This window comes from Streptomyces tubercidicus, from assembly GCF_027497495.1.
Classification (GTDB): Bacteria; Actinomycetota; Actinomycetes; order Streptomycetales; family Streptomycetaceae; genus Streptomyces; species Streptomyces tubercidicus.
Genome location: NZ_CP114205.1, coordinates 6364753 through 6379370, shown reverse-complemented (window position 1 = coordinate 6379370; position 14618 = coordinate 6364753). Strand labels below are relative to the sequence as shown.

15 protein-coding genes and 2 pseudogenes are annotated in these 14618 nt (G+C 71.6%); 6 read left to right on the top strand and 11 right to left on the bottom strand.

All coding sequences use genetic code 11. From position 1 onward, the window contains the following. Positions 1 to 67 precede the first annotated feature (67 nt). Positions 68 to 313, top strand: coding sequence for a hypothetical protein (locus tag STRTU_RS27835; protein WP_159747373.1), 246 nt, complete (start codon positions 68 to 70; stop codon positions 311 to 313). 12 nt (positions 314 to 325) lie between these two features. Here the strand turns inward: STRTU_RS27835 and moaA are convergent, their stop codons facing one another. The 3 genes from moaA to STRTU_RS27820 all read right to left on the bottom strand — a co-directional run bounded on the left by moaA (position 326) and on the right by STRTU_RS27820 (position 3497). Next, complete coding sequence (gene moaA, locus STRTU_RS27830) at positions 326 to 1315, bottom strand: GTP 3',8-cyclase MoaA (protein WP_159747372.1); 990 nt, start codon at positions 1313 to 1315, stop codon at positions 326 to 328. Positions 1316 to 1497: 182 nt separating this feature from the next. Then, positions 1498 to 3135: a solute symporter family protein gene (locus STRTU_RS27825; protein ID WP_159747371.1), complete on the bottom strand. Its 1638-nt coding sequence runs from the start codon at positions 3133 to 3135 to the stop codon at positions 1498 to 1500. Next, complete coding sequence (locus tag STRTU_RS27820; protein ID WP_159747370.1) at positions 3132 to 3497, bottom strand: DUF485 domain-containing protein; 366 nt, start codon at positions 3495 to 3497, stop codon at positions 3132 to 3134. Before STRTU_RS27820 ends, STRTU_RS27825 begins: the two co-directional genes overlap by 4 nt. 221 nt (positions 3498 to 3718) lie before the next feature. On the opposite strand from STRTU_RS27820, the gene STRTU_RS27815 reads away from it, so the two are divergent. Both STRTU_RS27815 and STRTU_RS27810 read left to right on the top strand, forming a co-directional pair. After that, positions 3719 to 3913, top strand: a complete 195-nt coding sequence (locus tag STRTU_RS27815; RefSeq protein ID WP_159747369.1) for a hypothetical protein — start codon at positions 3719 to 3721, stop codon at positions 3911 to 3913. 263 nt (positions 3914 to 4176) lie between these two features. Beyond that, entirely contained in the window at positions 4177 to 5691 is a 1515-nt protein-coding gene (locus STRTU_RS27810; RefSeq protein ID WP_159747368.1) for a S8 family serine peptidase, read from the top strand. Positions 5692 to 5776: 85 nt separating this feature from the next. Here the strand turns inward: STRTU_RS27810 and STRTU_RS27805 are convergent, their stop codons facing one another. After that, the gene (locus STRTU_RS27805) at positions 5777 to 6322 is read right to left on the bottom strand and encodes a TIGR03086 family metal-binding protein (RefSeq protein WP_246241480.1); all 546 of its coding nucleotides are present in this window, start codon (positions 6320 to 6322) and stop codon (positions 5777 to 5779) included. A 16-nt stretch (positions 6323 to 6338) separates the two neighbouring features. Here STRTU_RS27805 and STRTU_RS27800 point away from each other — a divergent pair, with 16 nt between their 5' ends. Further along, positions 6339 to 6788: a hypothetical protein gene (locus STRTU_RS27800; protein WP_246241479.1), complete on the top strand. Its 450-nt coding sequence runs from the start codon at positions 6339 to 6341 to the stop codon at positions 6786 to 6788. Between the two features lie 393 nt (positions 6789 to 7181). Here the strand turns inward: STRTU_RS27800 and STRTU_RS27795 are convergent. The 3 genes and pseudogenes from STRTU_RS27795 to STRTU_RS27785 all read right to left on the bottom strand — a co-directional run. Continuing rightward, positions 7182 to 7349, bottom strand: a pseudogene (locus tag STRTU_RS27795) (MerR family DNA-binding transcriptional regulator); the annotation flags it as partial. Positions 7350 to 7477: 128 nt separating this feature from the next. Next, the gene (locus STRTU_RS27790; protein ID WP_159747367.1) at positions 7478 to 8185 is read right to left on the bottom strand and encodes a lysoplasmalogenase; all 708 of its coding nucleotides are present in this window, start codon (positions 8183 to 8185) and stop codon (positions 7478 to 7480) included. Continuing rightward, positions 8182 to 9081, bottom strand: coding sequence for a sterol desaturase family protein (locus STRTU_RS27785; RefSeq protein WP_159747366.1), 900 nt, complete (start codon positions 9079 to 9081; stop codon positions 8182 to 8184). Before STRTU_RS27785 ends, STRTU_RS27790 begins: the two co-directional genes overlap by 4 nt. Positions 9082 to 9187: 106 nt before the next feature. Between STRTU_RS27785 and STRTU_RS27780 the strand changes: the two are divergent. Further along, positions 9188 to 9334 (top strand): annotated as a pseudogene (locus STRTU_RS27780) (GNAT family N-acetyltransferase); the annotation flags it as partial. Positions 9335 to 9375: 41 nt separating this feature from the next. On the opposite strand, the gene STRTU_RS27775 reads toward STRTU_RS27780, so the two are convergent. The 4 genes from STRTU_RS27775 to STRTU_RS27760 form a co-directional block, all read right to left on the bottom strand. Beyond that, positions 9376 to 10602 carry an amidohydrolase family protein gene (locus STRTU_RS27775; RefSeq protein ID WP_159747365.1) on the bottom strand — a complete coding sequence of 409 codons (1227 nt, stop codon included), beginning with the start codon at positions 10600 to 10602 and terminating at the stop codon, positions 9376 to 9378. After that, positions 10599 to 11960 carry an amidohydrolase family protein gene (locus STRTU_RS27770; protein ID WP_246241478.1) on the bottom strand — a complete coding sequence of 454 codons (1362 nt, stop codon included), beginning with the start codon at positions 11958 to 11960 and terminating at the stop codon, positions 10599 to 10601. The genes STRTU_RS27775 and STRTU_RS27770 overlap by 4 nt, the downstream gene beginning before the upstream one ends. A 13-nt stretch (positions 11961 to 11973) precedes the next feature. Beyond that, positions 11974 to 12867 (bottom strand): SDR family NAD(P)-dependent oxidoreductase, encoded by an 894-nt coding sequence (locus tag STRTU_RS27765; RefSeq protein ID WP_159747364.1) that lies wholly within the window; start codon positions 12865 to 12867, stop codon positions 11974 to 11976. An 82-nt stretch (positions 12868 to 12949) separates the two neighbouring features. Then, positions 12950 to 13747, bottom strand: a complete 798-nt coding sequence (locus tag STRTU_RS27760; RefSeq protein ID WP_159747363.1) for an acetoacetate decarboxylase family protein — start codon at positions 13745 to 13747, stop codon at positions 12950 to 12952. Between the two features lie 127 nt (positions 13748 to 13874). Between STRTU_RS27760 and STRTU_RS27755 the strand changes: the two genes are divergently transcribed. Then, the gene (locus tag STRTU_RS27755) at positions 13875 to 14507 is read left to right on the top strand and encodes a TetR/AcrR family transcriptional regulator (RefSeq protein WP_159747362.1); all 633 of its coding nucleotides are present in this window, start codon (positions 13875 to 13877) and stop codon (positions 14505 to 14507) included. Positions 14508 to 14618: the final 111 nt, after the last annotated feature.

Here is a 14618-nt window from a genome sequence, read left to right as displayed (position 1 = left end):
TGTCCGCAGGGCCTGAGAGCGGGATCGCCGGGCCGGGCCCGGGTGCCCAGGACGTAGGGTTGAGGCCGTGATCTCCCCGAATTCCCAGGACCCCGCCGACAGCGCCGTCATCTGCTCCGCGAAGGGCTGCCGTGCCGCGGCCGTATGGGTGCTGGCCTGGAACAACCCGAAGCTGCACACGCCGGACCGGCGCAAGACCTGGCTGGCGTGCGAGGAGCACCGGGAGCATCTGTCGCAGTTCCTCGGGGTGCGCGGCTTCCTCAAGGATGTCGTGACGCTGGCGGAGTGGGAGGCGTCGGCCGCCGGCCACTGAGACCGGACCGGCTCAGCCGCCGATCGCGGACATCGGGCGCTCCGGCTGCAGGAACGACGGGTCGTCGAGGCCGGAGCCCGCTTTCTTGCCCCACATCGCGGTCTGCCATATCCGCGCGATCTCGTCATCGGGGGCCTCGGAGCGCAGGGCGGTCCGCAGATCCGTCTCCTCGGTGGCGAACAGGCACGTACGGACCTGGCCGTCGGCGGTCAGCCGGGTGCGGTCGCAGGCCCGGCAGAACGGGCGGGTGACCGAGGCGATCACTCCGACGCGGTGCGGGCCGCCGTCGACGATCCAGCGCTCGGCGGGCGCGGAGCCGCGCTCCTCCTGGCCCTCGGGGGTGAGCGTGAAGCGGGTGCGCAGCGAGGTGAGGATATCGCCGGCGGTGATCATGCCGTCGCGCTTCCAGCCGTGCTGGGCGTCCAGCGGCATCTGCTCGATGAAGCGGAGCTCGTAGCCATGGGCGATCGCCCAGGCCAGCAGGTCGGGGGCCTCGTCGTCATTGAGCCCCGGCATCAGGACGGTGTTGACCTTGACCGGGGTCAGACCGGCGTCGTGGGCCGCCTCCAGACCGCGCAGCACGTCGTCGTGGCGCTTGCGGCGGGTCAGGGCCTGGAAGACCTCCGGCCGGAGGGTGTCGAGGGAGACATTGACGCGGTCCAGGCCGGCGTCGCGGAGGGCGGCGGCGGTGCGCTGCAGGCCGATGCCGTTGGTGGTCAGCGACATCTGGGGGCGCGGGCTGAGGGCGGCGACGCGCTCGACGATGCCGGTCAGGCCGGGGCGGAGGAGGGGTTCACCGCCGGTGAAGCGGACCTCGTCGATGCCCAGATCGCGGACGGCGATGGCGATCAGCCGGACGATCTCGTCGTCGGTGAGCAGATCGGGCTTGGCGAGCCATTGCAGGCCCTCCTCCGGCATGCAGTACGTGCACCGCAGATTGCACCGGTCGGTGAGCGAAACGCGCAGGTCGGTGGCCACACGGCCATAGGTGTCGATGAGCACTGGGCCCCCTCCCCAAGAGTGACGGCTCGGTACCTCTCCTTGGTGGATCAGTACCTCTTCGAGCCTACGCGATGGGTGTGACAGTGAGCAGGGAGGAGAAGCACGAGGCAGGCGGGGCGGCCTCGTAGAGATCTACGACGCCGCCCCGCCCGGCTCCTGTGCGGACGCCCGGCCGGACCGCGTCAGTGGGCGCCGGTTCCGGTCAGCGAGCGGACCTCCAGCTCGGCGTACTTCGCGGCGTCCGGCTCCTCCTTCGACAGCAGCGACCCCAGCCAGCCGAGCAGGAAGCCCAGCGGGATGGAGATCAGCCCCGGGTTCTCCAGCGGGAAGAAGGCGAAGTCCGCTGCGGGGAACATCGAGGTCTCCTTGCCGGAGACGACCGGGGAGAAGAGCACCAGGAAGACGGAGGAGGCGAGCCCTCCGTAGATGGACCACAGCGCGCCCCGGGTGGTGAAGCGCTTCCAGAACAGGCTGTACAGGAGCGTCGGGAGGTTGGCGGAGGCGGCGACCGCGAAGGCGAGCGCCACCAGGCCGGCGACGTTCAGCCCGCGGGCGAAGACACCCAGCACGATGGCGACCGCACCGATGCCGACGGTCGCCCAGCGCGCCGCGCCGACCTCCTCCTTCTCGGTGGCCTTGCCCTTGCGGAGGACATTGACGTACAGGTCGTGCGCGAAGGACGAGGACGAGGCGAGGGTGAGGCCGGCGACCACCGCGAGGATGGTGGCGAAGGCGACCGCGGAGATGACGGCGAGCAGGATGGCGCCGCCGGTCGATCCCGCGCCGCCGCCGATCGCCTCGGCGAGGAGCGGGGCCGCGGTATTGCCCGCCTTGTTGGAGGCGGTGATCGTCTCGGGCTTGATCAGGGCCGCGGCGCCGAAGCCCAGCGCGATGGTCATCAGGTAGAAGACGCCGATGATGCCGATCGCCCAGTTCACGGACTTCCGGGCGGCCTTGGCGGTGGGGACCGTGTAGAAGCGGATGAGGATGTGCGGCAGGCCCGCGGTGCCCAGGACGAGGGCGAGGCCCAGCGAGATGAAGTCGATCTTCGAGGTGGCGGTGGCGCCGTATTTGAGGCCGGGCTCCAGGAAGGCCGCGCCCTTGCCGCTGTTCTCGGCGGCGGCCCCGAGCAGGTCGGAGAGGTTGAAGTGGAACTTCAGCGCCACCAGGAAGGTGATCAGCAGGGTGCCGGCGATCAGCAGCACCGCCTTGACCATCTGCACCCAGGTCGTGCCCTTCATCCCGCCGATGGTGACGTAGAGGATCATCACGATCCCGACGAGGACGACGACCAGGATCTTGCCCGCTTCGCTGGTGATGCCCAGCAGCAGGGTGACCAGGGCGCCCGCACCGGCCATCTGGGCCAGCAGATAGAAGATCGAGACGATGATGGTGGAGGTCCCGGCGGCCGTGCGGACCGGGCGCTGACGCATCCGGTAGGCGAGGACGTCGCCCATGGTGAACCGGCCGGAGTTGCGCAGCGGTTCGGCGACCAGGAGCAGCGCGACGAGCCAGGCGACGAGGAAGCCGATGGAGTACAGGAAGCCGTCGTAGCCGAAGAGGGCGATGGCGCCGGCGATGCCGAGGAAGGACGCGGCGGACATGTAGTCGCCGGAGATGGCCAGGCCGTTCTGGAAGCCGGTGAACTGCCGGCCGCCGGCGTAGAAGTCCTCCGCGCCCTTGGTCTGCCGGCCGGCCCAGACCGTGATGCCGAGGGTGGCGGCGACGAAGGCGGCGAAGAGCGTGATGATCAGGGCGCGGTGCTCGCCCGCACCACCGGCCGCGAGCTGCTGCACCAGCGGCTGCTGGGTGAGGTTCATACGTCGCCCTCCTTGCGGAGGGTGACGCCCTCCAGGCGGGACTTGATGGCCTCGGCCTTCGGGTCGAGCTTGGCGGCGGCGTGCCGGGAGTACCACCAGGCGATCAGGAAGGTCGTCACGAACTGGGCGACGCCGAGGACGAAGGCGACATTGAGGTGGCCGGCGACCTTGAGGGCCATGAAGCCGCCGGCGTAGCTCGACAGCAGCACATAGCCGAGGTACCAGAGGACGAAGGCGACGGTGAGCGGGAAGGCGAACGAGCGGTGTGCGCGGCGGAGTTCATCGAATTCCGCGCTCGACTGCACCTGGAGGTAGTCGGGCGGCTCATGCGTCCCCGGGTCGAGGGTCGGTGCGGCGCTCACGGGATCTCCTGACACGAGGGGGCGGGTTGTTCCCAGGGACCGGTCCGGGATCCGTACGGGAGCACCCCGCCCGGCCATAAGGCTCGTATAAGTGAACTGGATCACGCATCGTAGAGGCGTGTCCCCCGATCCGACAGGGTGTCGTTGGTTGAATCCCAGAAGAATCCGAGGAATGCCCGCGCCGACCGCCACCGCGCGCGGGGCGCTTCGTTGAGCCCGGTGTGAATCCGCCGCCCCAGCAGGCCCCGCAGCCACCCGCTCCCCGTCGGCGCCCGTACGGCAGTGTCCGGCTGCCGGCGCCGCTCACCGTCACCCCGTCGGAGCCCCGCCCGGCCGCCGCGGCCGCCCGCCGCTGGTACGGTCCGCGGATCGCGCTGCCCCCGCTGAGCATCAGCACCCTGCGGCGCAACGGGTGACGGGCGACGGGTGACCGGCGACGGGTGACCCGCGAGGGCGGCAGCGGTGACGGCGGCCCCGGCCGGCGGCCTTGACGACCGTCCAGATCTCGCCGCGGCAATGGCTGACGCGCTGTCAATTCAGGGCTCCTCACAGGTTTTCGCCCCGATTTTTTCCGTTTCCATTGCTGTCCACGAGTGATCGCCGATAACTTCACCTCTCATTGCACCCGCCCGTGCGCAAATCGGCGCGTGGGGGGTCTCACGGATGATGTGGAGTACCCATGGCACATCCCCGATCCAGACGCATGCGGGCGCTGGCCGTGCCGCTCGGACTGGCTCTGACGGCGTCGCTCGGATTCCTGCCGAACGCGGCCACCGCCGCCTCCCAGGACTCCGCCCCGGCCGCCGCGGCCCCGGCCGACGGCCCGCTGCTCTCCTACGTCGTGAACACCGCGCCCGGCCACGCCACGGCCGGCAAGGTCAAGAAGGCGATAGCCGAGGCCGGCGGGAAGGTGATCGTCGCCCATGAGCAGATAGGCGTGATCGTCGTCCATTCGGCCGACCCGCAGTTCGCCGCCACCATGCGGACCGTGCCGGGCGTGCAGTCGGCGGGCGCGACCCGTACCGCGCCGCTCAAGGCACAGGGCACCACCGACATCGGCAAGCCGCAGAAGATCGACCTGCCGAAGTCCCAGCTCAAGGCGGCCGGCCAGGCAGCGAAGGCGAACGGCAAGGAGCCGCTGGAACCGCTGCAGTGGGACCTGTCCGCCATCAAGGCCGACAAGGCCGCGAAGGTGAACCCGGGCAGCAAGAAGGTCACCGTCGCCGTCATCGACACCGGCGTGGACGACACCCACCCCGACCTGAAGGCCAACTTCTCCGCGAAGCAGTCCGCCAACTGTGTGGGCGGCGTGGCCGATACGTCCAAGGGCTCCTGGCGCCCCTGGAACCCGGACGAGGACTACCACGGCACGCATGTCGCGGGCACGATCGCCGCGGCCCGCAACGGCGTCGGGGTGTCGGGTGTCGCACCGGGCGTGAAGATCTCCGCCCTCAAGGTCAGCGAGCCGGAGACGAGCCTCTTCTACGCCGAGAGCGTCGTCTGCGCCTTCGTCTTCGCGGCCGAGCACGGCGTCGAGGTCACCAACAACAGCTATTACGTCGACCCGTGGATGTTCAACTGCAAGGACGACGCCGACCAGGCCGCCATCATCGATGCGGTCGGCCGTGCGGCGAGCTACGCGCAGCGCAAGGGCGCGATCAATGTCGCGGCGGCGGGCAACTCCGGCATGGACCTGGCGGCGGCCAAGCTCACCGACGACTCCAGCCCGAACGACACCACCCCGGTGGAGCGCACCGTCACCCCGAAGACCTGCTGGGACGTGCCCACCCAGCTGCCGGGCACGGTGACGGTCGCGGCGAGCGGCGTGCAGAAGCTCAAGTCGTACTACTCGAACTACGGTCTGGGCCAGATCGATGTGGCCGCGCCGGGCGGTGACTCGCGGCAGGTGCCCGAGCTGCCCGCCAAGAACGGCAACATCCTCTCCACCATGCCGGGCGGCGACTGGGCCTACCTGGCCGGTACGTCCATGGCCAGCCCGCATGTCGCGGGTGTCGCGGCGCTGCTGAAGAGCGCCCACCCGAAGGCGAGCCCGCAGGAGATCCAGTGGCTCCTCAAGGAGCAGGCCGACAATCCCGGCTGCCCCACGGGTGAGGCGACCTGCACCGGCACCAAGCATGTCAACAGCCACTTCGGCTACGGCATCGTCGATGCGCTGGATGCGGTGAAGAAGTAACTTCCGGGCAGATCACGGCAGTTGCGGGGAGGACCGGGTGAGCGGCACCCGGCCCTCCCCCTGTCGTTCCCGGGGACCTGTGCCGTCAGGCCGGGTCGCGGCCGAGGAAGGCCGCCAGCCGGTCCGTGGCGCTCGCGCCGGGCGGAGCGGGGCGTTCCGGGGCGAAGGAGCTGCCCTCGGTGCGCGGCGCGGCGCCATAGATCCGGCGCGCCGCGGCCAGGGTCTCCGCCGCGGTCTCCGGCGCCAGTCCGGTGGGTGCGCCGGTCGCCCGTGCCAAGTCCCAGCCGTGTGCGAGGAGTTCGACCACGACCTGTTGGACGATCATCGCGCCGGGCGCCTCGTAGGGGCCGTAGGTGCGGTGGAGCATGCCGCTGCCGGTGAAGGCCGTGCGGGCGGCGTCCACCGAGTCCGCGAAGGCCGCGCGGTGGTCGTCGCCGAGGTGATCGGCGGTGTGGTCGGTGCGCGGGGTGCCCTCGGCGATCGAGGTGGCCATCAGGTTCTCCCACACCATGTGGCCGAGCAGCTGCCGTACGGTCCACCCCGCGCACGGGGTCGGCAGCGCGAGGTCCTCGGTCCGTACGGCGGCCACCAGGGCGGCGACGTCCCGGGTCACCTCGGCGTAGGCGCGCATCACCCGCTCCGGGTCGGTGCCGTCGAACGCGGAGCGGTCCAGCTCGTACGGGCCGGGGTGGGCGCGCAGCGCGGCCGTGGTCCAGGTGCCCGCGGTGCCCCAGCGGGGGTGGGGCGGGGCGGCCGGTGACCGTGCACAGCAGCTGCCAGTAGCGCTCGACGACCGGCTCGGCGGCGGTCTCCAGTTGCTCCAGCAGCCGTGCGCGGGCCGCCGGGCCGTCCTCGGTGGGCGGGTCGGCGGTGCCGGTCTGGGTGGGGAGCCAGGCGGCGACCAGTTCGGCGATGACGGGCTCGGCGGCCGGGGAGTCCGGGGCGAGGCCGGCCGCGACGGCCTCCTCGCCGCGTACCCGCATCAACTCCGCGACATGGCGGGCGGCTTGCTCCTGCGACGCGGCGGCGGGCGGCTCCCCCGCTGGAGGTGTCATCCGCGCGCTGTACTCGGCCAGGCGGCGCAGGGCCGCTCGTAGTTCCGGTTCGCGGACCAGGGCGGCCAGTTCGATCCAGGCGCCCATCTGCTCGGGGGTGGGGTCGTCGGGCAGATCGGGGGTGGCGGCCAGCAGGCCGCTGCGGTAGGCGGGGGCGTCCACCCCGTCGAGGGCGTCCTCGACGAAGTCCGTGATGATCCGGCGGCGTTCCCGGGCCGACAGACGGGCCAGTTCGGTCATGTACGGCAGCTCCTCTGCTGCGCTGCCCCGCGCGGCCACCGAGCGCAGCACGGCGGACTGCAGCCGCAGGGTACGGATCTGCGCGTCCAGCGCGTCCGCCCACTGCGCCGCCGTCTCGGCGACCGTGCGCTCGCGGTGCAGCACGGCCCGGATGGCCGCCAGCCCGATGCCCAGTTCGCGCAGGCTGCGCACGATTTCCAGGCGGGCCGGGGCGTCCGGACCGTAGAGCCGGTAGCCCGCGGGAGTGCGGGCGGCGGGCGGCAGCAGGTGCTGGTCCGACCAATTGCGGATGGTCTTGACCGGTATACCGGTCAGCTTTGCCAGCTCGCCGATGGTGAGCAGACCTGTGCCGTCCTCGTTCATGCCGTCCACTCTCGGGTCTCCCACGGGGGGAGACTCAAGCACGGGGGGGGAGCCTCAGGCCGCCCGGCCGGTCCGGCCCATCCGGTGGCCCGGAATCACCGGCTCCGGCCCGCCGCCGAGCAGTCGCTTTACGGTGCCCCCGCCGTCCGCAGCTCCCCCTCCCGCCGCGGCGTGGACCATGGAGCGGTGGCGATGGACCGCCGCACACCGTCCGCCAGCGCCCACTGGGCCGCCACATAGGTGAGCATGATCCAGAACTGGGGGACCGGGAGCTGCGGCCAGTGCGCGATCCGGCTCGCGATCAGGGTGTCGGAGAGCAGGAACAGCAGCCCACCGACCGCGGCCCACGGGCCCGCCCGGAGCGCGCCGAACGCCATCGCGGTGAGCAGCAGGCTGTACCCGGCGACCGGAATCCGCAGCTCCGCCGGGAGATCCGGCCACAGGAGCACCACCGTGCCGGCCAGCAGGACGGCGTATGCCGCACCGGCCGCCGCGGTCCGTCCCCGTCGGCCGCCCGCGGGAGCCGCCCCGTACCGGGCGAACAGCAGCAGATAGCAGACATGTCCCGCCGCGAACGAGCCCATCCCCACCAGGAAGGCGAGGTCCCCGCCGATCTGGAGGAAGGTGTCGCCGCCACAGCCGAAGAGGAGCGCACCGGCGAGCAGCGGGGGGCCGCCGCGCGCCAGCGCATAGCCGACGAGCACCGGCATCAGCGCGGGCTTGGTGATCTGCACGACGGGCAGGACGCCCGCGAGCAGCGCCCCCAGGTGCACGACACTCAGCAGGACGAACGCCCAGAGCAGCGGTGATACGGCCCGCGGCCACCGTGCGGTCACGCGGCCGGCTCCTCGACGGAGGTGCCGGGCCGGGCGGCCTTGGGGGCCTGCTCCGCCGCGATCCGCTCGGCCGGCTGCCAGCCCGGCCCGCCGAACACCCGCCCGGCGCGCTCGCGCCAGCTGTCCGCGGCCCGTATGTCCCGCGCGATGGCGGCGTACTCATGGGTGGCCACCCGCAGCGGGTTGAAGGACTTGATGTTCTTGGTGAGCCCGTAGACCGGCCGCTCGGTCTCCGCGACGAACGAGCCGAACATCCGGTCCCAGATGATCAGAATCCCACCGAAGTTACGGTCCAGGTAGCCGCCCTGTGAGGCGTGGTGGACGCGGTGGTGGGACGGGGTGTTGAGCAGGAACTCGACGGGCCGGGGCAGCTTGCCGATCCGCTCGGTGTGCACCCAGAACTGGTAGACGAGGTTGACCCCCGACGTGAAGGCGATCGCGGCCGGGTGGACGCCGAGGGCGATCATCGGGACGTAGAACGGCCAGACGGTCCAGGTCGTCCAGGGCTGCCGCAGGGCGGTGGTGAAGTTGAACTTCTCGCTGGAGTGGTGCACCACGTGGCAGGCCCACAGGACGCGGATGACGTGGTGGCCGCGGTGCGACCAGTAGTAGCAGAAGTCCTGTGCCAGCAGCATCAGGAGCAGCGTCCACCACAGCACGGGCACCCGCAGCGGGGTGAGTTCGTAGACCGTGGCGTAGATCGCCACGATGGGGAACTTCCACAGCGCGTCGAACACGAGGCTGCCGAGCCCCATGCCGACGCTGGTGGCGGCGTCCTTCGCCTCATACCCCGCCGCGTCCTCGTCGGGATGCAGGCGGTAGCTCACCATCTCCACCACGGTGAGCAGGACGAAGGCCGGTACGGACCACAACACGACATCGGGAAGGTGCGGCATGTCCCGCACCATAAGGGCGTCGACGGGCGTGCCGCTAGGGGTTGTTACTGAGAAGTATGTAAGACATGCCGTCAGCTGGACCGCAGCGCCCGCCGCCGGCGCTCCGTCGGACAACGCCGCGATGCTGCGCTCCGCCGAGCGCAACGGCTTCGTCCGCGAGGGCGTGCCGCGCTCCTCGGCCTGGGTGATGGGCGAGTTCCTGGACGAGGTACTGCTCGGGCTCCTCGCCCAGGAGTGGAAGCCGGACTCGAAGAGTCAGGGCGCCGCCCGACGGTCAAGCGCGGCCGGGCCGCCTCACCACACCCGCACCACCCCGCCCGGGGCGAACGCCGGGCTGGTGGCGTTCGGGGGGATCTTTTCCAGGGGCTCGGCGATGTCGGTGACTCTCGGGCCCACGCGGGCGGCGAGGGGAGCGAGGCGGGTGAGGTCGAAGCCGTAGACGCGGGCGGCGTTGGTGCCGAGCATGGCGGCGGTCTCGTCGGCGGGGACGTCCGCGTAGGCGAGGCGGAGGGCCTCGCGGGAGTGGGGGTGGGTGCCCTCGTCGTGGGGGTAGTCGCTGCCCCACATGATCTTGTCGAGGCCGACGCGGTGGCGGAGCGGGACCTCGTGCGGGCGCATGAAGCTGGCGCCCACGAAGCAGTGGTCGCGCCAGACGCCGGACGGGGAGTCGCCCATGGCGTCGGCCAGGCCGACACCGAACTTGGCTTCGGCGGTGGCGGCCCGGGACGCGGCCGCCAGCCGCCCGTGGTAGTAGTCCAGCATGTCCAGGACGCCGGGGATCCAGCCGGAGCCCTGTTCGGTGAGGACGAGGCGGAGGCCGGGGTGACGGCGGAAGACGCCGCCGAAGATCAGGTGCCACAGGGCCCGGTGCGAGAACCAGGTCGTCTCGACCATGAAGACGGCGCGGGCGGCGGGTGCGTCGCCGAGTGGCGGGGAGGCCGAGCCGCCGTGGTGGTTGACGGGGACCTCCAGTTCCGCGCAGACGGCCCAGAGGGGGTCGTAGTAGTCGGAGTGGAGTTCAGGGAGGCCGGATCCGGGTGGGGTGCCGGGGAGCATGATGCCGCCGGTGAGGCCGGCTTCCTTGGTGCGGCGGACTTCCCGTACGGCCTCGTCGACGTCGTTGAGCAGGATCTGGGCGACGCCGGCCCGGCGGCCGGGGGCCTCGGCGCAGAAGTCGGCGAGCCAGCGGTTGTGGGCGCGCAGGCCCGCCCAGCGCTGCTCGGCCTCCGTGCGGGTGGGCGCGGGAGCCATGAGGGAGGCGCTGGGGAAGAACGGCGGGATGGTGTTCGGGAAGACGACCTCGGCGACGATGCCGTCGGCCTCCATCTCGGCCAGGCGGCGGGCGGAGTTCCAGTTGCGGTCGGCGGTGTCGGCGAGCAGGTCCGCGTGCGGGTTGACGTAGGACGCCGCCCAGGCGTCGAAGTCCTCGTGGTGCGTGGCCTCCAGGTAGGGCCGGTAGTCGAGGAGATCGGCGCCGGCGTGGCAGTCGGCGGAGATCACGGTGTAGCGGTCGTCGGTCATTGCTGGGCCCCCAGTACCGGGAAGTCGTGGTCGGTCAGCCAGTGGCGGCCCACCTCGCGGGAGCGGGCCCAGGATGCCTCGACCGCCGCCTGGTCGGCGCTCTGGCCGAGGTCGGCCGGGGTGGGGCCGATACGGCGGGCCAGCGGGGCCAGTCGTTCGGTGTCGAAGCCGAACGCCTCGGCAGCGGACAGGCCGAGCATGCGGCGGGTCTCGGTGACCGGAATGTCATGGAAGGTCTTCTTCAGCCAGCCGCGGGTGTCGGGCCAGGTGCCTTCGGGGTGCGGGAAGTCGCTGCCCCAGAGGATGTTGCCGACGCCGATCTCGTAACGCTGGGCGAGTTCCCGGCGCTTGGTGTTGGTGGCGCAGATGAAGACCTGCCGGTCCAGGTACTCGTGCGGCGGACGCGTCAGCGCGGCGAACGGGGAGAGCTTCTTGCCGCCGTGCGCGCCCAGGTAGAGGCGGTCCATGAACCACAGGAGGTTGGGGAGCCACCAGCAGCCGGACTCGGCGACGCCGAACCGCAGACCGGGGTGGCGTTCGAAGACCCCGGACCAGAGCAGGAACCACAAGGGGCGCGCGGGCCACCAGGTCACCTCGGAGACATAGATCCCGAGGTGGTCGCCGTACTCGTGGCGGGGTGCGGCCCCGGAGTGGGTCAGCACCGGCATCGCGCATTCGGCGGCGGCCGCCCATACCGGATCGTAACGGCGGTCGTGGTACGGCTCCTTGTCGACCCACATGGACGGGATCATCAGGGCGCCGAGACCGGACTCCTTGGCGCGGTGGATCTCGGCCACGACCCGGTCCGTATCGGCCGTGACCGGTAACAGGGCCACCCCGCAGTGCCGTTCGGGGTGCGCGGAGACGAAGTCGGCGAGCCAGCGGTTGTGCGCCTGGGCACCGGCCATGCCGAGGTCCGGGTCCTGGTCGCCGGAGAGGCCGAGGCCGACGCCGAAGGGGGCCGCGGTGCCGCTGTCGACGGCGTCCGCGTCCGGGAAGACGACTTCCGCGGCCACCCCGTCGCCGTCGAGTTCCTTCAGGCGCTGGCCCGGGTCCCAGCCGCCGCGCAGGCCCTCCTCATGGTCCTGGAACCAGCGGGTGGCGAAGGCTTCGTTGCGGATGCCGAGGCGAGTGGCCGCCGCCCGGCGGGCGTCCCGCTCGCCGAGGAAGGCATCGAAGTCGCGGTGGAAGCGGGCGTCCAGGTAGGGGCGGTACTCCTCGGTGGGGAGCCCGGCGTGGCAGTCGGAGGAGATGATCAGGTACGGATCGTCCGGGCCGGAACGGGTGTCCGGCCGGGCCGTGGGGGCCTGTGGGGCTGTGTGGGCCTGCGGGTCCGTGGGGGCCTGTGGGTCCGTCATGGCGGAACCTCCCTCAGTCGTCCGGGTCGAGAATGAAGTGCTCCAGGTAGTCGGGGGCGGTGCGGCCGAGCATCGAGGCGGAGCGGGCCCGGATCTGCGCGTCGGTGTGCGCGGCGGGCGGCAGCAGCCAGAAGCAACCGGCCCGGACACCGTCCACGACCTGCGCCGCGACGTCCTCGACCGGAGTGAAGGCGATCTGCTGCCCGGCCTCCTGCATCGCCGTCTCCCACTGCGCCAGGCTGCGGTACGGCGTACGGCGCGGCCGGGTCTTGGCGTAGCGCGCGGGCCGGTTGCGGTGCGACTCCCACAGGCCGGTGCGGAGCATGTGCGGGCCGGGGAAGAGCACCGAGGCGCCGATGGGGGCGTGCTCGGCCTTCAGATGGGCGTAGAGCGATTCGGTCATGGTGACCACGGCCGCCTTGGTGACCGCGTAGACGGACGCGGTGGGCAGCGGTGCGATACCGCCGTCCGCCGAGGAGGTGTTGACGACATGGCCGGGCTCGCCGCCCGCCAGCATCCGGGGCAGGAAGCACTGGATGCCGTGGAAGACGCCCCAGACGTTCACCGCGAACGCCCAGGCCCAGTCGTTGGGCTCGTGTTCCCACATCCGCCCCTCGGCGCCGGAGCCCACCCCCGCGTTGTTGCACAGCAGATGGACGGCGCCGAAGGTGTCGTAGGCGGCGTCGGCGAGGGCGGCGACCTCTTCGCGCACCCCGACGTCCACGGTGCGCGCCAGTACCCGGGCGCCGTCCGCGGTCAGCTCGTCGGCGGCGGCCCGCAGCGGCTCCTCCTCGACGTCCGCGAGGACGACCCGCAGGCCCTCCGCGGCGAAGCGGCGCGCCATGGCCAGGCCGATGCCGCTCGCCGCGCCGGTGACGACCGCGACCTGTCCCGCCGTCAGCTCCATGCCCGCTCACCTCTCCGTGCCGTTCGGGCCGGCCGCTTCTCCGGCCGGGGGTCTCGGGGTCGTCCTCCGGGTGGGCACGGCATCAGGCGCTCCCCTGGGGCGGCCCGTCGAGGATCTGCTGCGGATCGTCGTAGCGCTGGTGGATGTACGGCAGCAGGGAAGCGGCGCTGACCCGCTCGACGACCCGGCCCTGCTGGTCGGTGGTCTTCTCGCCGAGGGTGAGATCGACGAGGGTGCGTACGGGGAGGTCGGCGACGGGGTCGTACATCGACTCGCGGAGGACGACATCGCCGGTGATCCGTTCCAGTCGGCGGACCTTCTCGTGGCGCAGGCAGTGCACCAGCACCGGGTCGAGGTCAAAGCCCGAACCGTCCACGGCGGGCAGGAACTTGAAGTAGAAGTCGGTCTTCCGGGACGGCTCGGGGAGCGGCAGCGGGCCGCTCACCGCACCGCGGACCTCGACGAAGGCGATGCCGTGCCGGGCGAGCGCGGCGCGGACGACCGGGCCGTCGCGCTCGACGGTGACCTCGCCCAGCTTCTTCGGTTCGCCGAAGACCTCCCGGCCGCCGGTCAGGGCCCGCTCATGGGTCATCGGCATGACGAGCGGGTACCAGCCCTCGATGCCGTGGTGCGCGGCCGCGACGGCGACCGAGCCCGCGCCCAGCGGGTAGCCGGGCAGCTCGACCTTGCTGATGTTGACCCGGACCAGCGGGCGTCCGGTGGGTTCGAGGGGCGGCGGCAGCACGGCGGCGACCGCGTCCGGGTCGGTCTCCCACACGGCGGCCACCCCGGTGGACCAGATCTCGGGTAACCGGGAGCTCGCGGTGCGGGCCGCGGTGATCTCCGCCGCGGTGCGGGCTCCGTAGCGTATGCGGGCCATGGCGTACCACCCTTCGTCGTCGGTGACTTGCGGAGGTCGTGCGAGGCGTCTGTAACACTGTTACACCGAGCGGGATGAAGGGTAAAGAGCCGTGTACTAACGGGAGTTGAGGGATAGTGGGGGGAATATGACACGTACCGCGCTGACCGGCGAAGAGGTGCTGACGGCCGCTGCCCGGCTGGTGCGGGAGGGCGGCCCCGGCGCGCTCACCATGCGCCGCCTCGCCACGGAACTGGGCACCGCCGTCACCTCCATCTACTGGCACGTCGGCAACCGCGAGTCGCTGCTCGACGCCCTCGTCGAACGCACCGTCCGGGAGATGGGCGAGATCCACCCCACCGGGGACACCCCGCGGGCCCGCATCGTGTCGGTCGCCCGTGCGCTGCACTCGGCGCTGCGCGAGCGCCCGCAGCTGATCGCGATGGTGCATGAACGCGGCCTGACGGAGCGGATGTTCCTGCCCGCGCAGCAGGCGCTGGTCCATGAGATGCACGCCGCCGGGCTGCGCGGCGAGACGGCCGCCGAGGCGGTGCGGGCGGTCCAGTTCCAGGTCGTCGGCTTCGTCCTGGTCGAGCGCAACCGCGAGCGGTCGCCGGAGCAGCATCCGAGCGAGGGTGAGCTCTGGGACTCCCCCACCGCCGGGCACGATCCGGCGCTGGCCCGCGCGCTGGCCGGCCCGGTCGACACGGGGCGGCTGTTCGCCGTTTCTCTGGAGGCGCTGGTGGCGTCGTTGGTCTCTTGTGGGGGGTCGGGGGCGTGAGGGGGCTGCTGTTCCTCAGGTGTCTGCGTCCCCAAGGGGCCTGTGTTCCTACCTGACTTCCTAAGGGGCCTGTGTTCCTACCTGACTTCCTAAGGGGCCTGCGTTCCTGGC